The organism is Caldimonas hydrothermalis (assembly GCF_056746695.1).
Genome location: NZ_JBWQXA010000010.1, coordinates 124,228 through 145,846, shown reverse-complemented (window position 1 = coordinate 145,846; position 21,619 = coordinate 124,228). Strand labels below are relative to the sequence as shown.

General features: G+C 66.8%; 10 protein-coding genes and 3 pseudogenes. 2 read left to right on the top strand and 11 right to left on the bottom strand.

Features of this window, described 5'->3' with window-relative positions:
• Positions 1-14: 14 nt before the first annotated feature.
• The 6 genes and pseudogenes from AC1ECW_RS13215 to AC1ECW_RS13190 form a co-directional block, all read right to left on the bottom strand.
• The gene (locus AC1ECW_RS13215; RefSeq protein WP_409702495.1) at positions 15-1,025 is read right to left on the bottom strand and encodes a glycosyltransferase family 2 protein; all 1,011 of its coding nucleotides are present in this window, start codon (positions 1,023-1,025) and stop codon (positions 15-17) included.
• A 59-nt stretch (positions 1,026-1,084) separates the two neighbouring features.
• Positions 1,085-7,657, bottom strand: a complete 6,573-nt coding sequence (locus AC1ECW_RS13210) for an SDR family NAD(P)-dependent oxidoreductase (RefSeq protein WP_481202006.1) — start codon at positions 7,655-7,657, stop codon at positions 1,085-1,087.
• Between the two features lie 34 nt (positions 7,658-7,691).
• Complete coding sequence (locus AC1ECW_RS13205; RefSeq protein WP_481202018.1) at positions 7,692-8,033, bottom strand: phosphopantetheine-binding protein; 342 nt, start codon at positions 8,031-8,033, stop codon at positions 7,692-7,694.
• Between the two features lie 75 nt (positions 8,034-8,108).
• Positions 8,109-9,968, bottom strand: a pseudogene (locus AC1ECW_RS13200) (MupA/Atu3671 family FMN-dependent luciferase-like monooxygenase); the annotation flags it as partial.
• Positions 9,969-10,088: 120 nt separating this feature from the next.
• A pseudogene (locus AC1ECW_RS13195) lies at positions 10,089-11,696 on the bottom strand (AMP-binding protein); the annotation flags it as partial.
• A gap of 213 nt (positions 11,697-11,909) precedes the next feature.
• A pseudogene (locus AC1ECW_RS13190) lies at positions 11,910-12,308 on the bottom strand (formyltransferase family protein); the annotation flags it as partial.
• A 570-nt stretch (positions 12,309-12,878) separates the two neighbouring features.
• On the opposite strand from AC1ECW_RS13190, the gene AC1ECW_RS13185 reads away from it, so the two are divergent.
• A complete protein-coding gene (locus AC1ECW_RS13185; RefSeq protein ID WP_481202005.1) occupies positions 12,879-13,829 on the top strand; it encodes a glycosyltransferase family 4 protein in 951 nt (316 codons plus the stop codon).
• Positions 13,826-15,166, top strand: coding sequence for a PIG-L deacetylase family protein (locus AC1ECW_RS13180; RefSeq protein ID WP_409702502.1), 1,341 nt, complete (start codon positions 13,826-13,828; stop codon positions 15,164-15,166). The genes AC1ECW_RS13185 and AC1ECW_RS13180 overlap by 4 nt, the downstream gene beginning before the upstream one ends.
• 21 nt (positions 15,167-15,187) lie before the next feature.
• On the opposite strand, the gene AC1ECW_RS13175 is transcribed toward AC1ECW_RS13180, so the two are convergent.
• The 5 genes from AC1ECW_RS13175 to epsF form a co-directional block, all read right to left on the bottom strand.
• The gene (locus AC1ECW_RS13175; RefSeq protein WP_481202004.1) at positions 15,188-15,907 is read right to left on the bottom strand and encodes a hypothetical protein; all 720 of its coding nucleotides are present in this window, start codon (positions 15,905-15,907) and stop codon (positions 15,188-15,190) included.
• Positions 15,908-16,140: 233 nt separating this feature from the next.
• Positions 16,141-17,601 carry an oligosaccharide flippase family protein gene (locus AC1ECW_RS13170; RefSeq protein ID WP_481202017.1) on the bottom strand — a complete coding sequence of 487 codons (1,461 nt, stop codon included), beginning with the start codon at positions 17,599-17,601 and terminating at the stop codon, positions 16,141-16,143.
• A 74-nt stretch (positions 17,602-17,675) separates the two neighbouring features.
• Positions 17,676-19,262, bottom strand: coding sequence for an O-antigen ligase family protein (locus tag AC1ECW_RS13165; protein WP_409702508.1), 1,587 nt, complete (start codon positions 19,260-19,262; stop codon positions 17,676-17,678).
• A gap of 37 nt (positions 19,263-19,299) precedes the next feature.
• A complete protein-coding gene (gene epsG / locus AC1ECW_RS13160) occupies positions 19,300-20,184 on the bottom strand; it encodes a chain length determinant protein tyrosine kinase EpsG (RefSeq protein WP_481202003.1) in 885 nt (294 codons plus the stop codon).
• A 14-nt stretch (positions 20,185-20,198) separates the two neighbouring features.
• A complete protein-coding gene (gene epsF, locus AC1ECW_RS13155) occupies positions 20,199-21,611 on the bottom strand; it encodes a chain length determinant protein EpsF (RefSeq protein WP_409702512.1) in 1,413 nt (470 codons plus the stop codon).
• Positions 21,612-21,619 lie beyond the last annotated feature (8 nt).

Below are 21,619 nucleotides of genomic sequence, written 5' to 3'. Positions count from 1 at the left end.
GATGCCTGGCGCGCTCAGGATCGCGCCGCCCTCTGATTCACTGGGACTTCTCGTCGAGCCCGCCACAGGCCCGGTTGCCACAGCACGGAGTGCTGAATGAAGTCGAGGAGCATCCTGGGCGGGTCGGTATCCTCCTTGCCCAGCATCCAGCGACGCACACGCCAGGATGCAAATCCCAGGATCCAAACGACGTCAGCCAGAGCACCATAGAGCCAGCCGTGGTTCTTCACGAAGTAGCGGCGGCGGGACTCGAACCAGTAGGCCGGGCGCCGCGGCACGACCGCTAGCCGCCCGGTCAGGCCAGTGCTCTGACCAGCAATGTGCATCACCCGGGATTGAGGCACATGCCAGCAGCGCCATCCCGCCCTGGCCGCGCGCAGACAGAAGTCCGTCTCTTCGAAGTAGAGGAAATAACCCTCGTCCATCAACCCGATGGCCTCGAACACCTCCCGGCGCACCATCATCGTCGCGCCGGACACCCACTCCACTTCCTCGGGACGATCCCCCATGCGACGGGCCACAGCATGGCGGCTGAGCAGGCGGCTGGCCAGCCTCAGACGCAAGCTGTTTTCGAGCTCACTCCAGACAGACGGGAACCTGAAGGCGTACGGCCAGGCGCGACCGTCGCCCTCGTCGATCCCCCCTCCGGCAATCCCCGCGCCAGGGTGCTGGCGCATGAACTGCACGAGATGACCAAGCGCTCCCGGCCGCACCACGGTGTCCGGGTTGAGGAGCCAGAAGTAAGCTGGCGGCCGACCGGACTGAAGTGCCGCGCGAACCGCGAGGTTGTTGCCGTAGGCGAACCCCCCGTTGCGCTCCGACTCCAGGACCGACACCCACGCCTGCCACCCGTTCGTCTCGATGGCTTGGCGGATCCGCGCGGCCGAGCCGTCGCCCGATGCGTTGTCCACCACGACCACACACGCCCGGCCCTCCCGGACATCTGGCTCGGATGCGAGCGATCGAAGGCAGTCCACCACCAAAGATCCGGTGCGGTAGTTGACGATCACGACCAGCGTTTCCACCGCGCTGGAACGTCCTTCCCCCGGCTCCACGGCAGTGGCCGGTACAGGCTGCAAGCCCATCACTCCACCTCGGCCGGCTGAGGCTCGCAACGCCGTGCGACGACAGGAGCGTCGGCCGCCCGTGAATCGTCCTCGGGTTGCCCTCGGTCGCGCTGCACCCCATGACGTGAGATGGCTCGATCGATGCATCGCTGCAACTGCCCAGCCAGCACGCCGACATGAGGCTCCTGCAGCATGCTCGTATGGCCACCCGGTACGTCGATCACGCTCAACGCACTCTCGACGCGAGGCCCCCATCCCAGTTGGGGGTCGCTGTAAATGTTCTTGTACGGTTCATCGGCCTGACTCCCATCACCCTGCAGACCACGGAACACGACCACATCCCCGCCGCGGAACACCCCCTGGGGCTGATGCTCCCTGTGGGCCACCTCGTACATCTTCAGGAAGTCCAGCCCATGGTCCTCTTCCGCAACCGGCGACACCACTTCGCCGCGCTCGGCCTGATCGCGCATGGCCCGAACCTTGCGTGCGTTGTGGAAGCGCTCCAACCGGGACTGCACCTCGTACAGCGCCAGGTTTCGGGTCTTGGCCAGCATCTTCGGCACGGCCCTGCCGATGCGCTGCAGCGTGGAGCCGGCACTCGGATCGTTGAGCGTGCCCAGGAAGCGGTGGATCCGATTCTGGGCCACTCGGAAGGGACGCTCTTGGGCATGCACGTCCGCGGCATCCATGATGCCGACGAAAATGACTCGCTGTCCCGCATCCTCGAGCTGACGCGCCATCTCGAAGGCGATCACGCCGCCCGCGCACAGGCCGGTCAGCAGGTACGGCCCCTCGGGCTGAACACTGCGCACCGCACGGACATGGGCCGCGGCCATGTCGACGATGCGGGTGTGCACGTAGCTGCCGTCATGGCGCATCTCGGGTTGCAGGCCGTAGATCGCATGGCCCGCATCGAGCTTGAGGGCCAGGGTGCGATACAGCAGTGTCTCGCCCTTGCCGTCGTGCACGAAGAAGATCGGCGGCCGGTCGCCGCCGGCACGGATGCGCACCACCGTCCTGGGCAGGGCCGGCACGGCATCGCCGGGCACGCGCGCGGCCGGCGCGGCGCTGTCGCCCGGGTTCGTCTCGCCCGCCGCGGCGTCCGGTGGTGGGGGTTCGATCAATGCCGCCAGGGCCTCCACCGTGGGAGCCTCGAGCAAGGCGGTGAGGGGCAACAGCCTGCCGGTCTTGCGCTTGAGTTTGTTGATGACCTGCACAGCCAGCAGTGAATGCCCGCCCAGGTCGAAGAAGTTGTCGCTGGCACTGACCTTGGCCACACCGAGCATCTCACCCCACATCTGCGCAATGAGTTGCTCTGTTTCGGTGCGAGGGGCTTTCCAGTCGGCGCGGGACTCATCGGCCTGCTCGGAGGCTGCAGGCGCAGGCGAAACGGGCGTGCGCAGCTTCTCCAGAGTGGCGTGCAGGTCCTGCGGCGAGACGGCCACCTGTGCCAGGCGGCCATCGGCCAGCACTCGCTCGAGCACCTCGGCGCCCTCGGCACTGCGCAGGCCTTCGGACAAGCCCATCTCCAGAACCTTGTTGGCCGTGGCACGCGGCCGCTGCCCCGCTGCAGCGCCTGAGGCTGGCAAAGCGTCGAGCAAAGCCTTGTCGCGCACGCGGACCATCGTGAACTCCCGGATGTCCACGAGCACACGGCCGCTTTCGTCCATGATCGTGACGTCGTAGACGGCAAACTGCGCCACCGCCTGCGTGGGCGGGCGCAGGCGGATATGGCTGTATACCTTGGCCGTCAGGGGCGCAAACACCCGCAGGCAGCCGTAAGAGGCCGGCACGAAGAAGTCACGCGCCTCGTCGAAGCCCGGGATCAGCGACTGCGCCCCGGCCGTGGCCAGGTCCATCAGGGCCGGGTGTAACTCGAACTGCAGCAGGTCGCCGGTGAAGGCCTCAGGCAGCTCCAGCATCGCCAAGGCCTCGCCCTGGCCGAAGTCGATGCGCCGCAGGTTGCTCCAGCGAGGCCCGAACTGTAGGTGCACCGCTTGCTCATCGCCCCGGAAGTGCTGGGCGCGCACCGTGCAACGCGCAGCAATGGCGGCCGGCGCCTGAGCCACCGGCGGCTTGGCGTCCACATAGCCCACCTCGCCGCGCACATGGTCGTTCCAGCCGGCTTCGTCGCCGCCACCCGCGGGGCTGCGCAGCGCGAAGTCATGCTGCCCGCCCGGCAGCGCCCGCAGCCGCACCTGCAGCTCGCGCTCCTCGCCCTCGCGCACGATGAAGGGGGACAGGAAAGTCACGTCGCGCAGCTCCAGCGTGCGCGCCTCGCGGTGCTGCATCGCCGCAGCCCGCACGATTTCCAGGTAGCCGGTGCCAGGAATGAGAGCCTGGCCGCCGCGGATGCGGTGTTCGTCGAGCAGCCAGTGACGCTCCACCGCAAAGCGGGTGCTGTACACGCGCTCGTCGTCGGTGTCCAGCAGGCAGCGGTCCAGCAGCGGGTGATCCACTGGCACCCCTTCGCCTTGCGCGGCCTCGGAGGCCCCGATACCGAGCCGACGTGCCAGCTCGGCCGCCATGCCGACCTCCTGCCACTGGCTCCAGTTGATGGCCACGGTGTAGCGGCCGTCACGGGCCGTGCGCTCCTGGGCGAAGGCGTCGAGGAAGGCGTTGGCCGCGGCGTAGTCGAACTGCCCGGCCAGGCCGGCAAACGAGCTGATGGACGAGAACAGCACCAGGAAGTCCAGCGGCAGGTCGCCCAGCGCCGCATCGAGGGTGAGCGTGCCCTGGACCTTGGGCGCCAGAACCGCAGCAGCGGCCCCTGGCTCCTTGAGTTGGATGACACCATCGTCGAGCACGCCCGCGGTGTGGAGCACGCCGTGCAACGCGCCGAAGCGCGCCACCGCCTGCTTGACGACCTGGCGCATCTGCACGAGGTCGGTGACGTCGGCCTGAGCCACCATCACCTCGGCACCGCGCGATTCCAGGGCCATCACCTGGCGGATGCGCCGGCTGGTGGCCTCGCGCGGGCCCTTCTCGCGAACCCACTCGGCCCAGCCCTCGCGCGGCGGCAGGCCGGAGCGGCCCACCAGCACGAGGCGGGCCTTCACCGACAGCGCCAGGTGTTCGGCCAGGGCCAGGCCCACACCGCCCAGACCGCCGGTGATCAGGTAGACGCCACGCTCGCGCAAACCGGCCCGGCCGGGCGCCGGACGCTCCAGCCGCACCGGCGCGAAATCCTGCAGCCAGCGTTCGCCCAGGCGCAGCGCCACCACCTCGTCGGACGGCGGCGCCGCCAGTTCGGCCGCGACATCGGCCGCCAGCCGCACGGCCTGTCGCGAGCCACGGGGGGGCACCTGCACGTCCACCGCACAGCAACGGATGTGGCGGAACTCCTGCGAGATCACGCGGCACACCGCCGCCGCCGTGGCCTTGGCCGGCATGAGGCCGGTTTCGGCCCCGACGCGCTGCAGCCGGTCGGTGACCACCGCGAGCCGCATCGGCTCGCCCAGGTCCTCCCGACCGATGGCCTGCGCGAGTTGCAGCAGGCTGTAGAAACCCAGGCGCTGGAGCTCGTCCACCGTCTTCAAGCTGCTGTCGAGCCGGCGATCGCCGGTGACCGACCACAGGTGGAAGATGCGGCTGGGCAGCGCACCACTGGCGCGCAAAGCGGCAAAAAGGCGGTCGTAATCGCCCGCCGCGTCCGGCGTGATCGTGAAACTGCCGTCGCCCCGCTGGGCATAGGCCTTGCCCGGGCGCGCACGCGTGACGACCTGGCCGGCCTCGCGCAGCTGGCGGGCCAGTTCCTCGCCCAGGCCGGCCTCGTCCTCGAACACCAGCACCGGCCCCGCCAGCGGCTCGGGCTGGGGCCGAGCCGAACGCTTCCACACCGGCTCGTAAAACCAGTCGGCCATGTCCTCATGGCGGGCCAGGCGCTCCTCCAGCGTCGGGGCGGCCTGCAGCGACAGGCCGGGCTCGATCCAGTGGCGCTGATGGTCGAAGCGATAGGTGGGCAGCGGCAGGCGAAGCCGTCGCTCGCCCTGGCGGAAACGCGCCCAGTCGATCGGTGCACCCGCGGCCCACAAGCGCCCCAGGATGCCTAACACATAGGCCTGGTCATCGACCTTTTCGTCAGGATGGCGCAACGAGTTCAGCACCACCTGCTGCGGCTTGCGCGCGCTGTGCTGGCGGGCCAGCGACGACAGCGTGCGACCGGGCCCCACCTCCAGCAGGATGCGGCTTTCGTCGTTCAGCAGCTCCTGCAGGCCATCGGCAAAACGCACGGTATGGCGCAGGTGGCGCACCCAGTACTGCGGGTCGGTCGCCTCGGCCGGGGTGATCCAGGTGCCGGAGAGGTTGGAGACGAAGGGCAACGTGGGCGGTTTCATGGCCACACGGCGGAAGAAGGCGCCGAACTCCTCGAGAATGGGTTCGAGCATCGACGAATGCGCCGCCACGTTGATGCGAACGCGGGCCGCTTCGATCTCTTCGGCCTGCAAGGCCTGCTGCAGCGCCTCGATGGCCTGCACCGGGCCGGCCACCACGGTGAGCGAGGGGCCGTTCACCGCGGCAATCGACAGTTCCGGGCCGATACGCGCCTGCACCTCGGCCTCGGGCAGCGGCACGCTGAGCATGCCGCCTTCGGGCAGGGTCTCGAACAGGCGGCCGCGCAGCTCCACCAAGGTCAGCGCATCTTCCAGGCTGAACACCCCGGCCAGATGGGCCGCCGTGTACTCGCCCATGCTGTGGCCGATCATGGCCGAGGGCGTGAGGCCCCAGGACATCCAGAGCCTGGCCAGCGCGTACTGAGTCGTCAGCAGCAGCGGCAGGGCCAGCGAGGGCCGCTCCAGTCGACGTGCCGCGTCCTCTTCCTGGCCGACCGTCGGGAAGAGCAGGCCCTTGTAGTCGATGCCACTGCGCTTGGCCAGCAGCGCCAGGCATTCGTCGACGGCCTGGCGGTAGACCGGCTCACTGCGATACAGGTCAGCCCCCATGCCGGGATACTGCGCGCCGCCGCCGGCGAACATGAACGCCAGGCTGTGGCTGCCCATGGCCCCGGGCAGGCTGATCACGCGCTGCGGATCCATCGCCTCCAGTGCCTGGGCGGCGTCGGCGGCATCGCGAGCCACGACGATGCGGCGCAGCTTCATCGGCTCGCGCCCCACCTGCAGGGTGTAGGCCACATCGGCGAGGTTGATCTGCGGGTGCTCGCGCAGGTGTGCGGCCAGCGCGGCCGTGTTCGCATCCAGCGAAGCCTGGGACTTGGCCGAAAGCATCAGCAACTGATGTTCGCGCGAGGGGCCGGACGGCTGGCGCGGTGGCGCCTCTTCGAGGATGAGATGGGCATTCGTGCCCCCCACGCCCAGCGAGCTGACGCCGGCCCGGCGCGGCACGCCCGGCGGCGGCGTCCAGTCCTTGAGCGTGGCGTTCACATAGAAGGGGCTGCGCTCGAATTCGCAGGCCGGGTTGGGCTTGGAGAAATGCAGCGAGGGTGGCAGCTGGCCATGCTGCATCGCCAGGGCCACCTTTATGAAGCTGGCCACGCCGGCTGCCGTGTCGGTGTGGCCGATGTTGGTCTTGACCGAGCCGATGCCGCAGTAGCCGGTCTTGTCGGTGCCTTCTCGATAGGCCTGGGTCAGCGCGGCGATCTCGATGGGGTCGCCCACCGGCGTGCCGGTGCCATGAGCCTCGACGTACGTGATGGTGTCGGGTGGCACGTTGGCGATCGCCAGCGCCTCGGCAATGGCCTGGGCCTGGCCATCGACGCTGGGGGCCATGTAGCCCACTTTCATCGAGCCGTCATTGTTGACGGCTGAGCCCTTGATCACCGCGTGGATGTGGTCGCCATCAGCGATGGCATCGGCCAGGCGACGCAGCACCACCACCCCCACGCCGCTGCCGAAGACCGTGCCTTTCGAGTCGGCATCGAAGGCATGGCAATGGCCGTCGGGCGACAGGATCTCGCCTTCCTGATAGACATAGCCCTGGCGGTGCGGCAGCTCGATCGTCACCCCGCCGGCCAGCGCCATGTCGCATTCACCGTTGAGCAGGCTTTGCACGCCCAGATGGATGGCCACCAGCGAGGTCGAACAGGCCGTCTGCACATTGACGCTCGGGCCCTTGAGGTTGAGCAGGTAGGACACCCGGGTCGTCAGGAAGTCCTTGTCGTTGCCGGTGTGGCGGATCAGGAAAAAGCCCACCGACGAGACCAGTTGCGGATTCGTCAGCAGGTTGTAGGGCATGTAGGCGTTGTGGCCCGATCCGCCGAACACACCGATCGAACCCTTGAACTGGGAGGGCGTGTGGCCGGCGTTCTCCAGCGCCTCCCACGAGCACTCGAGGAAATGCCGGTGCTGCGGGTCCATGATGGCCGCCTCACGCGGGCTGAAGCCGAAGAAGGCGGCGTCGAACATCTCCATGTCGGGCAGCACAGCGCCCACCGGCACATAGTTCGGGTCGCGCAACTGGGCCGGCTTGACGCCGGCGGCCAGCAGTTCCTCTTCGGTGAAGCGGGTCAGCGACTCCACGCCGTCGCGCAGGTTACGCCAGTATTCGTCGAGATTGCGCGCGCCGGCAAAGCGCCCCGCCATGCCCACCACGGCGATGTCGGTGTCAAAGCCGGCGGAAGACGTGTCGTTCATGCGTTCAGTCCAAGGAGAAGCGGTCGATCCAGGCTCAGACGCCCTGGTCCGTGGTGGCGGCCGTGCGCAGGCCCTGACGGCGCTGCAGGGCCGCCCGGCGGCCCTGGGCACGGTCGCGACCTTGCTGGGCGGCTGCGCCGTCGGCGCCGTCCTGGCCCAGGTAGGCGCTCAGGCTCTCGATCGTCGGGAAGCGGAAGATGTCGGTGATCGACAGATCGCGCCCCAGGGCCTCGCGCAGGCGGCGATGGGCCTGCACAGCCAGCAGGGAGTGCCCGCCGAGGTCGAAGAAGTTGTCGCGCGTGCCGACCTGCGGGAGCTTGAGCACGTCCTTCCAGATCGCGGCGATCGACTCTTCCAGGTCGCTGGTGGGCGCCACGAAGCTGGCCGCCGGTGCCGGGGCGGGACCGCTGTCGGGTGCCGGCAAGGCCTTGCGGTCGATCTTGCCGTTGGGGGTTTGCGGCAAGGCCGGCAGCGAGACGAAGTGCGACGGCACCATGTACTCGGGCAGGCCAGCACGCAGATGGTCGCGCAATTCGGCCACAGCCGGCGTCTGGCCCGCCTGCGGCACGTGATAGGCCACCAGGCGCACATCGCCCGGGCTGTCCTCGCGCGCCACCACCACCGCATCACGCACCGCCGGGTGGCTCAGCAGCCGGGCCTCGATCTCGCCCAGTTCGATACGGTAGCCCCGCACCTTGACCTGGTGATCCAGGCGCCCGAGGAATTCCACCGTGCCGTCGGGGCGCTGGCGCGCCAGGTCACCGGTGCGGTAGACCCGCCCGCCGGCCGCACCGCGGAAGGGGTGCGGCAGGAAGCGCTCGGCCGTGAGTTCGGGGCGATGCAGGTAGCCCCGCACCACGCCCTTGCCGCCAATGACCAGCTCGCCGGGCACGCCCACCGGTACAGGCTGCTGGCGTCGGTCGAGGATGTAGATCTCCTGGTTCACCAGCGGCCGGCCCAGCGGCACGATGCCATCCACAGCATCCACCGGCTGCACCGCCGACCAGATCGTGGTCTCGGTCGGCCCGTACATGTTCATCAGCACGCCGGGGATCAGCGCCTTGAGGTCGCGCGCCAGCGAGGGCGGCAGGGCCTCGCCCCCCACCATCATGCGACGCAGCTTCTTCAGACCCGCCACGGCCTTGTCGTCGTGCGTGAGCATGCGCGCCATCGAGGGCGTGCACTGCAGATGCGTGACCGCATGGCGCTCCATCTGTGCGGCCAGCGAGTAGTCGCCCGAGGCCACGCGACGTGGCGCGGACAGTTTGCGCAACTGGTTGAGGTATTCCAGGTGCGACAGCACCGACTCGGAGTCGACGCCGAAATCGATCAAGCAGGCGATCTCGTCCACACCGATGCCCTTGAGGCGATCCACCATCGCCAGGCAAGTCTGCGGCGTTCCGAAGAGTCCACTGGTCTCGTAGTAGCGATGGAAAGAATGCTCCAGCAGCGCCGTCATCTCGTCATGGCTGAGGCTTTGCAGGTCGATGTTGGCGCTGGTGTCATCCATGCCCTCGCGGCGCTTGAAGGCCGGGAAGGACCAGGCGTATTGCTTGACGAGGTTGAGCGAGCTGCGCAGGTACTCGATCAGCGGCTGGCGGACTTTCTCGCGCACGGTCGCTTCATCGGGCCCGACGAAGGTGTGCAGCATCAAGGTGACATGGCCTTCACCCGGATGGCCAGCATCCTTCCAGGCCTTCCGGTAAGCCGCCAGCTTGTCGGACAGCTCCTCCACCGACTGCCCCAGCAGGTGGGTCAGCACATTGGCGCCCAGCCGGCCGGCCGCGATGAAGGTCTCGGGGTTGCCCGCCGAGGTCACCCAGAACGGCAATTCGGCCTGCACCGGGCGCGGCAGCGTGCGCACCTCCACCGGCTGGCCCGTGGTGCCGGGGAAGCTCACGGCCTCGCCGCGCCAGAGCTTGCGCACCGTCTCGATGCCCTCGAGCATCACCTGCTTGTTCTTCGCGAAGTTCTCGGGCTTGAGCACGAAATCGTTGGGTTGCCAGCCCGACGCGAAGGAAATGCCCACGCGCCCCTTGGACAGGTTGTCCACCACCGCCCATTCCTCGGCGATGCGCGCCGGGTGGTGCAGCGGCAGCACCACACTGCCCGAACGGATCTTCACCCGCTGCGTGATGGCTGCGATGGCCGCGCTGGTCACCGACGGGTTGGGATACAGCCCGCCGAAGGCATGGAAGTGGCGCTCGGGCGTCCACACCGCCGCAAAGCCGTGCTGGTCGGCGTACTTCGCGCCCTCCAGCAGCAGGCGGTACTTGTCGCCCTCCCCTTCGGATTCATCGCTCGAGAAATAGAACAGGCTGAAATCCACCGGGCGGTGCGCATGCGGGCCCCGGGCAGGCGAGGCGGCACTGCGGTCTTCATCGGAGGAGATCACCACCTTGAAGCCGCGCGCGAGCGTCCAGCACAGCTCCAGCACCGAGATGTCGAAGCTCAGGCTGGTCACCGCCATCCAGGTGCCAGGCTGCTCGGTGCCCAGGTGGCGGTCCATGCCGGCAAAGAAGTTGACCACATTGCGGTGCTCGACCATCACGCCCTTGGGGCGGCCCGTGGATCCCGAGGTGTAGATCACATAGGCCAGATGGTGGGGCTGCGCCCCCCCGTCGAAGGGCTCGGCCGATTCCGTCGCGATGGACGGCCAGTCGCTGTCCAGGCAGAGCACGGCGGCGCGGTGGGGAGGGAGATCGTCGCGCAGACGCTCCTGGGTCAGCAGCACCGGAACCTTGGCGTCCTCGATCATGTAGGCAATGCGATCGGGGGGATAGGTCGGGTCCAGCGGCACGTAGGCTCCGCCGGCCTTGTGCACTGCCAGCAGCCCCACCATCATCTCGACCGAACGCTCGACGAACAGTCCCACCAGTCCATCGGGCCGCACACCGAGCTGGGTCAGGCGCCGCGCCAGTTGGTTCGAGCGGCGATCGAGTTCCGCATAGGACAGGGACTGATCCTCGCAAATCACGGCCACCTGGTCGGGCGTGCGGGCGGCCTGTTCCGCGATCAGATGATGGATGCAGGCATCGGCGCGCACCGCAGACGCAGTGTCATTCCACTGGCCCAGCACGCGATCCCTCCAGGCATCACTCAGCAGGGGCAGTTCGCCCAAAGGACACTGCGGATGCATCCGTGCATGTTTGAGCAGCACCTCCAACTGCTCCTGCATCTCGCCCACCCGTGCCTGCGACAGCTTGTGAGCATCGAAGAGCCAGCGTACCTGCCGACCATCCTCGGTGATGCCCACGGTGCACTCGCTGCCCGGCAGGGCGCGTGTCTCGTCCAGGCAGGGCACGATCTCGATCGCCACCGGAAAGATGCCGGGATCCCCGGCCGATGCCGCCAGAGACCTCAGTTCGACCGACCGCGCGATCAGGTCCGCCGGGTAGCTGCCACGACGACGCAACTCGGCCAGTTCGCTGCTGAAGGCGGTGCGCCACGCTGCAAAGGACTGGGCAAAGTCCACAGTGGCACGCAAGGGCACCTGTGGAGCAAACCATGGCCGCATCTCGGCCCGGCGCTGACCGGCCTGCGCATCGGCATAGCCCAGGTCGAAGCGTTCGCGGTCGGCCAGGCGGGCGAACTGGGCCACCACGGCCGCCGCCACCTCGTCCGCACCGCCCCCCGGCTCCGGGTGCCACGGCAGCGCGGCATCCCAATGCTGATAGGCTGGCGGCGCCGGCTCCCTGCTGCGATCGATGTAAGGCAGTTCCACGGGATCGCGCGACTCCAGCCGTTCCACCCAGAACGTCTCGTGTGCACTGGCCTCAGCATCGAGCCGGGACAGGCGTTCGGCCTGCTCCCCCGTGGGGGCCTGAAGGCGCACGCCAGGCCGCACGACGGGGGCCTCCAGCGCTCGCCCCAGCGCATCGCACAGCCCGAGCAACTGCACGTCCTCCGAGGCAGTGGCCACCGTGATGCTCAGCCCGTCCACTGCCAGCACCGTCCCGGCGGTTTGCCCCGACCGCGATGCCAGCACGCGAGCCTGCGACACGCCCACCAGATGCCCGTCGTGGACGAACTTGGCCATCCCCACGGGGTTGGCATAGCTGCCGAAATCGAGGGCCCGCACGAAGGCGGCAACGGCTGCGGCTTCCTGGTCGAACGCGATGGACCCGGCCGAGGCGGGGCGGTCCTTGCGACGGTAATAGCGCTGTGGCGGCGTGTCCTGCGGGCGTGTGGGCAGATCCCCGGCAGCCAGCAGACTCATCAGTTCCTCGAAGCCGGCGATCCCGGCCTCGAAGCACTTGGTGTTGAGACTCAGGGCCGTCTCGTGCTCGTCGATGGCAAAGCGACGCTGCACCAGGATCGCCCCCTGGTCGACCCGGCCCGTCATCAGATGCCAGGTGATGCCGTACTCCCGCTCTCCGTTGAGCAAGGCCCACACCGGCGTGTTCAGGCCCGCGTACTCGGGCAACGGGCCGTCGTGGAAGTTGATGGCGGCCCGCCGCGGCAGGGACAGCACGGGTTCGGCCAGCACGGACAGGTTGGTAACGCTGAACAGATAGTCGATCGGCTGGAGGTCGCTCGCAGCCACGAGCTCATCGGCCTGCGTCAGGACACGGATCCCCTGGTCTGCCGCCCAACGCCTCACCGACTTGCGGCCGGTCACAATCGCCACGACCTGGTGGCCCGCCAGCATCAACGTCTGTGCACACTGCATGAGCAGGGATTCGGAACCAATCAGGACACAACGCCAGGGATTCGACATGAGAACTTCCGCTCAGAGGAGGGCTTCGGGGATGCGCCACAGGAACAAAGATCGGCCTCGCAAGCTGCACCTGTGTGTCACAAGGCCACCACGGCAACCGCGACGGGCCATAGGCAATTATTCGCGTCGCAGCGGCCCCTCCTCCCCCCTCAGTTGAGGGTTCCCCCCCCCATTGGGACGCCACCAACGCCAGTCGCCGGCTGGATCGAGGTCGGCTGGAGTTGCGATACTCCAGCAAGCCTCGCGCGGTGCGAAGGCCCATGAGCAGCACGCAGTGCCGCGCCCTGTCACTTCCCGATGCCAAGCTCCTCGACCTGCGAACTGACGATCGGCTATCCGAGCACCTGCTATGGCACGCGACGGGTCAGCCATGACCTGCCTCTGGCGGCGCACCACATCCGCTACAGGCGGGTGCGACGCCTGCCGTTGCACAGACTGCCCTGGAGCCCCGCCCACTGGGCCCATCGCTACGACTTCCTGACCCGTCCCGTCGTTGACGCCGTGCATCTGTTCAACGGCATCAGCGTGGCCCGTTTTCCCTGGGTGTCGAGCATCGAGATGGAATATCCACGCTATTTCGGGAAAGTCTCCGAACGTGCCCTGAAGGAAGCCCTGGAATGCATGGCCTCGGACCACTGCCGCCTGCTGATGCCCTTGAGCGAAGCGGCGCGCCGACACCTGAGCGCACGCTTACCCGCCGGCCTGCGCGACCCGATCTCCCGCAAACTCGTCGCCTTCAGCGGTGGGGTGTCCATCCCCCAGGAAGCCCGTGATGCCAGGCAGCGACACCTGCAGGCCGCGCCGGCCTGCCTGACCGTCGGTTTCGTCGGGCGGTTGTTCTGGCACAAGGGAGGCGCTGCCGTCATGGCGGCGGTGGACCGCCTACGCAAGCAGGGTGCCGACGTGCGCCTGCTGGTCGTCAGCGAACTGCAACGTTCAGGCATCATGTCCGACGATCACCAGGACATTGAGGCCACAAGGGCGCGGCTGCAAGGTCTGCCTTGGGTCGAGTATCACGGCGCGCTCGACAACGCAGAAGTCTTGAAGCTGATGGCGGGCTGCGACGTGTTCGCCTTTCCATCCCTGGACGAATCCCTGGGGTGGGTGGCCATCGAGGCGATGGGGCTGGGCCTGCCCGTCATCACCAGCAACATCTTTGCCCTCCCCGAGATCGTGGAGCATGGCCGGTGCGGGTTCAACATTGCCCTGCCGGTCGATGCCGATGGCCGGTGGAAAGGTATCGTCGCGCTGAATCCCGCACCGAGGCCCAGCTACGAAGAAGCCCTGGAAACTTTGACCGAAGGCTGCTGCCACTACCTGGAGCGGTTCGTGCAGGACCCGTCCCTGGTTCAGCGCATGGGCCAGGCCGCAAGGGAAACCTTTGAAGCCCGCTACAGCGAGCACACGGCGGCGGCCAGGCTGGCAGGCCTGCTGAGAACGCATCTCCCATGAATGCCTCGACGTCCTCCGCGAAGACCTTACCCTCGGTTGAAGCTGCCTGCCTTGCTGACGGCGGCCTTCCGACGGACGATCTCTACAGCTTCGATGTCCCCGGCCTGCAGGTTCACGCTCTGCGGCTGCAGCCTCATGGGTTCGACCTGCCCCCATCGGCACTGGGAGCGTCCTCGGCCTTGCTGCGCTTGCCGGTTCAAACCAACGCCCTCGGTCGCTGGCAGGGCCCCCGGCTGAAGCTGGTGCGCGATGAGGGCGCAACCTGCCAATTCGCATTCGATCGAGGTATTCAAGGGATACGTTACCTCGATGTCAGCGGACTGCTGCAACCGGGGCACAAGGGCCTTGAAGTTCGTTGCCATGTCCGGGGGATGCGCTGGTCGGGCGCAGCCGAACTCCTCGTGTTCCCCGAGCCTCCCGTCCACGGTGAACGCACGCTGGTGCTGGCTCCCCATCCGGACGATGCGGAAATCGCCGCCTACGGCCTGTACCGCCATACCGACGCCACCGTCGTCACCATCACGGCTGGCGATGCGGGGGGGGCCAACTATGGTCACATCGAACCCGACCCAGCTCGTCAGAGGGACCTCAAAAGCCGCCTGCGCGTCTGGGACAGCCTGACCGTCCCGCTGTGGGCAGGTTTGGGCGTGGACCGGGTCGCCAACCTCGGATACTACGACGAGACGCTGGCATCGATGCGCGCCCATCCCGAGCGGGACCACGGACCATCCCAGGCGGGTTGCATCGACTTCCAGGCCCAGCGGCGCGCCCTCGTGCCCGGATTGCTGCGGCCGGGCGCCCGCCCCTGCTGGACCAGTCTGGTCGCTGATCTGGTCCACCTGATCCGGACCGTCAGGCCCCGCATCATCGTTGCTCCTCATCCGCAGCTCGATGCTCACATCGACCATCGCATGACCACCCAGGCCCTGATCGAAGCCCTTGCACAGGCCGAGCCTCAGGACGGGTCCCTTTTCCTGTACGTGAATCACCCGGTTCAAAGCGCCCGTTGGCCCAGCGGTCCCCCACGGATGGATGTGACGCTGCCGCCCAACGCCGCAGCCATGGCAGCGCTGCGCAGCTTTCACTCGCATCCTTTGCAGCCTCAGGATCAGATCGACAAACTCTTTGCCATCGAGGCGATGCATGACATGCGGCGCTCGCCTCCGTCCATCACGCGCCGGCGCGAGTGGGGTCTGTTGTCGGCCGCCTGGGAGGCGCGCGATGCCCTGTTGCGCGCCCACATGGGAACGTTCAGCTATGTACGGCGGGCCGTACGGGCCCGAGAGATCTTCTTCGTCTATCGGATGCGGGACCACCAACTTCTGGCGCAGGCATGAGCCGACCAGGCCGGGAAACGTTCAAGCCTCCACGGGGTGCCCCTGACGGCGCAGATATTCGATCACGCGCCGGGGATCCTGACAGTCGCCCATCTTGCCCAGCAAAGACTTCTTCAAGAAAGGGAACCCGGCGTCCAGGAGCTCGAAGGGACGCTGCAGGCAGGGGTCATCGAAACGCCGAGCATCGTTGTACCACCAGGCCCCCACGCTCATGTGCCGAGCGGCCACACGCGCGAGCTGCAACTCCTGGCACAGCACCACCTCCCCCATGCGATCGTAGGCCTTGTGCCGAGGAAACACCGGGCGCAGTTGCTCAAGCCGGTCCGGCGTCACCTGCCGCAGCACGAAGGCGTAGGACTGCAGATGGTTCTCGCACAAGGCCGACGCGGTGAATCCGGTCAGGTCCCAGGAAGCGGCGTCCATGAAGCCCCCCAGGTCCTGGAACGGCCCGAACACGGAATCGTTCATGACGAGCACGTCGGCGCCGGGCGAGCGCAGGGCCACCATTTCCAGCGCGAGGGTATAGGCAGAAAAATCGTAGCCCGACAGGCCCTTCCAGTACAGGGCGTCGGCCTGCTCATGCAGATCCGGCGGGACATCCCCGGCCTTGGGTGTGGCACACACGACGCACAATGCCAGCCCTGGCCGGCGCAAGCTTGCCAGCGTGAAGCGATGGCTGGCCTGCAAGCGGCCATCGGGCAAGTAGACGAAGTAGACCGCCCAGCGCGGCCTGGACACCACGGGGCGAAGTTCGAGATGGGGTGGACGCGGCCTCGCATACACAGGCCCTCGCACGAGCCTGTGCAGACGCAGGCTCCATCTGGTGCGGGATGGCTCAAAGGACCACGAGGTCCTCAGGCCATCGACGGGACCGGGCCCGTCGAAGGGCTTTCCAGGTGCCAGCCTCGGCGGTCCGGCATTGCAACGTTCAGAGTCTTGCAGCAGCATGGAAGCAACGATGTCGGAAAACCCCTTCAGGCCCGGGCCGCACGCACCACATGCATCACGCGCCATAACACCGGCGCAAACGCAGCGGTGACCAGAAGCCCCTGTACCACGAGCAAAGCCACCCCCGCGGCACTGCGAGGCGGCAGCTCTGTTGGCCAGAGCCAGTGGCCCAGCCACAGCACACCAAACCCCACACCGAGGGCCTGAACGGTGAACCACAACTCGGGCACAAGATTCCTCAGACCCAGGCGCCGCCCCAGCAACGCAACCACGATGAAACGCAGGAACTCTGCCGCCGCCAAGGCATAAAGTGCCCCGGTCAGCCCGCCCATGTGGATGGCAGGCCAGAGCAGTCCGCAAAAAGCCAGCAGCTTGGTCGCGCTGGCGGCGGCGACCCAATGGGCTCGGCCACTGGCCAGAAAGGCGGCACCATACATGCCTTCCACGATCGCCAGCCAAGCACCCACCATCAGGATCGGAACATACCGTCCCGCATCAGCGTAGCGTTCATCGTAAGCTATCGCAAAGAACTGAGGTGCACAGGCGATGGTTCCGGCCACCAGATAGGCCCCCAGGCCCAGCATCGGCAGCTTCGACCGCTCGACAGCCGTGGCCAGCGATTCCTGGCGCTCCAGCAGCCGTGAGTACAAAGGAAAGGCCACGGCATTTTGCATGCGCCCCATCAGCATGGGCGCCAGGATCGCAATATTGGCGGCGATTGCGTAGACGCCCACCTGATCCAGCGGCAACAGCTTGGCGAATGCCAGCTTGTCGATCTGCTGGGACAGAAAGAAAATCACCGTGCTGAGGAAAACCCATTTCCCGAAGCGCACGATCTCGGACACCGACGGGCGATCCCAACACAGGCGATTCGCCGGCCCCTGCAGCATCCAGTGGCTCAGCACACAGTTGACCGTGATCGTCACCAGACTGCCCAGAGCCAGCGCATAGACCGAACGCGTCCACCAGGCGACGCCCACCATCACCACCACCCCGCACAACTGAGCCCCGAGGTCGATGGCCGTCACGCGCTTGAGGTCCATGTGGCGGGCGGCCGTCTTCGTCTTGGTGGACTGGAATCCCTCGATGACCATGCCGAGCGCCACGAGCGGCAGCAGCCAACGCAGTTCCAGCGCCATGGGATCATTGGCCGCATAGAACGAGGCCACTGGCCAGGCCAGAGCCGCCGCCAGCGCGGCCAAGACGACTCCGCGCAGGATCTGCAGCGTCCAGACGGTGTCGAGAAAATCGCGCTGATCCCCGCGTCGGTTTTGGACCACGGTGGGCCCCAGACCAAGATCGGAGCACATCGCCAGACCCTGGATGATCGCCCCGACGATTGCCATCAGCGCAAAAGCCTCCTGGAAGAGCAGCGCCGCCAGGATGATGTTGCTGACCAACCGCCCAGCCTGTGCCAGCGCAAACCCGAGGGCGGTCCAGGCCGTTCCACTCAGGGCCGAACGACGCAGGCCGGACCGGGAGGGCACCGGATCGGCATTCAGACCCTCCGTTCCATGCAGACTCACACACCCTCCTTCAGGCTCGGGACATCATGCATTGGTCAGCCTCCCCGTAGAGCCCGCTCGCTGCGGATCATCTGCCCCCGAAAGTGCCATGGCACGTCCTTGCCCACCGAGGACGACACCTTCGTGGCGACCGGCTCGCGCGGCCCCAGGCCGAGATAGGCGATGCATGCTGCCGTGACAAACCACAGCAGTGTCGGGATGACGCTGATGGAACTGACGGTTGCGATGGTGAACAGCACACCGATCAGCCCTCCGAACAACGCCCGCCCCAGCGCAAGCGCCTCGAGATCGTCCGGATCGAGGTTTCGAACTGACCACCACACCCGCCACAACCCGTACAACGGGGCGATGAGGAATAGCCCCAGACCGATCAGCCCATTGGCCAGTGCAACCTCGAGATAGGTGTTGACGATGTCGATGATGCCTTGCCCCTGCCGGAGCTGCTCCATCAAGGGATGCAGCAAGAAATCCCTTGCCCCGAAGACCGGGTTTTCCATCAGCACGATCCACGAGATGTCCAGGAGTCTCTGTCGGTAGGTGACGTTTTCCGCTTCTACCGATCCGACAAACGGCAGATAGTCCACCACCGTCCCGCCCCAGGGTGATGCCAGGACGGCTCCCAGGGCGACACTGCCCACCAGGCCAGCGAAGACCACCCGCTTGAGCGCCCCTTGACCCACCAGGGATGCCGCCAGGGCCATGGCCGCGGTCCCCAACCAGGGGCCGCGTGACAACGAGGCCAGCAGACCGACCGACAAAACGAGCACCACGGCCCGCCCCATCCAGCGGGGCCGGATGGATGGCAGGAGGTAGATGAGCAAGGCCAGCCCGATCATCATCGTGTAGCCCAGCGCAATGGCGTTCAACACGGAACCGTTGGCCCGCAAGGCTCCTCCTTCTCCGCGGGTCAGGTAAACCAGGATGGGCTGCGGCGGCAATCCCAAGGCAGGGCGCAGCGACTCATACAAAAGCCAGTGCTTGAAGGTCTCGAACACGGCAATGACGGCCAGGATGCCCAGGGCGATGACGAGGGCGGCCACTGCCTCGCGCATGCGATCCCGGTCGCGCAGGCTGCGGCTGGCCACGTAATAGAGCAGCCACACATCGGTTATCAGATAGAAGCCCGCCCGCAGGGAGTTGGTCACCGTGTCGACGGCCATCTGCCGCAAGCACACGTAGGCAATGAAGCACAGGATCGCCGCATCGGGAATGCGCGTGACCGCAGGCCGTGGTGGTGTGCGGGCCGACAGGCGCAAGGCAGCCGGCAGGAGGATCGTCAGGCTGAGCAGCCGGGCATGGTTGATGTCGAAGAGGAAGTTGACCAGGCCCATGCCGGGGATGGGTTGATCGAAACCCGGCACGGCGAACAGCAGCAGCAGGTACAGTGCCATGGGATTGCGCTCGCGCGGCACCTGCCACAGCAGCACCGCGGCAGCCACGACGATGTACAGCCAAAAGCTGTGCGAGAAGAACGCCAGAAGGGTGATCGCGAACCAGAGATTGCGCCTGCGCCGGAAGTCCTCCAGACTCATCAACCGGGAGGGGGCGACCTTGCCGGCCAGCCAGAAGGCCGGCACGGCGATCCCGAGGATCACCACCAGGGCGCGCAGGTGTTCTGGCATCGGAGAACCGGACCGGGACTGGTGACCGTGACGCGACTCAGCCCCCCGCCTTCTTGCGCCGGGGGACTTCGTTCAGGACCGTGCCCACCACCTCGACGCCCACCTGGCCCAGACCTTCGACCAGACCGCGCAGCGCATTGACCCGTGTGTGGCCATTGCGTGCCACCGCCAAGGCGGCACCAGCCTGCACAGTGACCATGACGGCGTCATCACCTTCGGAAGTTCCCGGGGTGTCGATCAGCACCAGGTCGAAACTGTTACGGGCATTCATGAGCAGGTCGGTGAATGCCGGTTGCCCCAGCAACTCCAGAGGGTTGGGCGGCACGGGGCCCGAAGGCAGGACAAACAGACCAGCCAGTTCGGTGATGTGGACGATCGCATCATGCCCTGATCGCCCGGACAGCAGGGTGGACAACCCACTTCGGTTTTGCAGCGAGAACAACTCGTGCAGCCTGGGCGAGCGGAAGTTCGCGTCGATCAGCAGAGTCCGCTCCCCCAGTTGAGCGAACACCACGGCCAGATTGGCGGCAAGGTAGGTCCGCCCTTCCCTGCGCTGCGTCCCGACCACCGAGAGTACCTGGCGACGCTCACTCTTGTTGTACCAGCGCAGCAACAACTGACTGCGCAGGGATCTCAGTCGCTCGACGGCGGGGCCAAAGGGCTCATAGGCCGCCTCGAGCTCCCGGCTGATCTGCAGGCCTTCCGACGCAGGGTGGATGTAAGGAAAGGAAAACTGCTCGGCCAGGGCGTACTGGACGTCCTCGGCCGTCAGCAGACCCATCTGGATGGCCACCTCGCCGAACTTCAAGCCTCTTTGCTTTTGCGCGTTGAGGATGCGCTCGACATCCTCTCGAGCAAGCCGACCCGCATCGACGAGGATGGCGCCGATGGGCCGGTTGACCCGCGGCACCGTCGGCACCACGGAAATCGACATCTTCATCCGCCAGCCCCCGGCATGGGCAGCGCTGGTCGGGCCGGTGGTCCCCCGGTCGAGGCCAATCGACGCAGCGATGTCGCCGTCGACGAGGCCCCCAACACGCCGATGAGCTGTGCACCGTCGATGCCTAACAGGTCTTCCTCACCGCGCACACGGCGATCGAGCAGTTCGATGCCGATGGCCATTCCGATGGCCAGCATCAGGCCTCCCATGATCGACCCCAGGATGCCGATCTTGACCTTGCGGCTGGTGTATTCGAGAGGCTCCACGGCAGGACTGAGCAGACGCAGGATCGACTGGCTGGACTGGCTCTCGAGATTGAGCAGGCTGCTGCGTTGGCTGACGGTGTCGTATGCCCGCTGCGCCGTCTCGACATCGCGCATGAGCACGGCGATTTGATCCCTCGCCGAACGCATCTCCAGGAGCTGGCGCTTCTGGGCCTCCACCATCGCGCGCAGGGCCTCCACCTTCTGAGCACTGGCCCGGCTGACCACCGTGACGCTACCGGACACGCGCTGCATTTCGGCATTGAGTTGCTGCTTCAGCTCGGCAATCTGGGCCTCGATCTGGATGCGCTGGGGATGGTTCACACCCAGGTTGCGGCTGATCTCGCTCAGGCGCGTTTCTGCGGCCGTCAACTGCCCCCGTATGGCCTGCACCTGAGCGCTCTGGAGGATGTCCGGCGAGGTGTCCCCGGCATTGCGTTGGCGTCCGAGAGCGTCCAGCCGTTCCGCCTGGGCCAGCGCGAGCTCGGCCGTCAGGGCATTCAAACGGGCCGTCTCCTGGTCCAGGCGCTCGTCGGTGACCACGATGCCCTTTTGCTGTTGGAACTTGGAAAGCCGGGCCTGGGCCGCCTCCAGCTCGTTGCGCAGCACCTTGCTCTGCTCTTCGAACCATGATGCCGACTGGCGCGCCGGTTCGATGCGCATCTCGATGGACACATCAATGGCTGTCTGGGCGATCGCGTTTGCCGCCGCGGCAGCCATCGCAGGGTCCACGTGCTTGAAGCTCACGTTGAGCACATTGCTCCCACGCACGGGCTCCACCGTCATGCTGCGCTGGATGAAACCGGCCAAGTGCCGCTCCAGAGGGATCTTGCCTGCGGTGTCCTTCATCCAGGCCTCGATGGTGCCAGGATCATTCTGCATTCCCAGCTTGGTGACCACTCTCGATGCCACCTTGTCACTGCGCAGGATCTCCAGCTCGGTGGCCATGCTGAATGGCGCCGAAAGGGCCCCCAGGACCGGATCGGGGCGCACCTCCACGACCAGCGTCGCATTGGCGGTGTACAGCTTGGGCAAGCTCAGGACGAACAAGATGCCCGCCGTCGCGACCACGGTGAACACGGCCAAGATCAGCCACTTCCTGGCCCATAGGATCCGCAGGTACTGGATGGGCGTGAGTTGCGGCATGGTGCAGG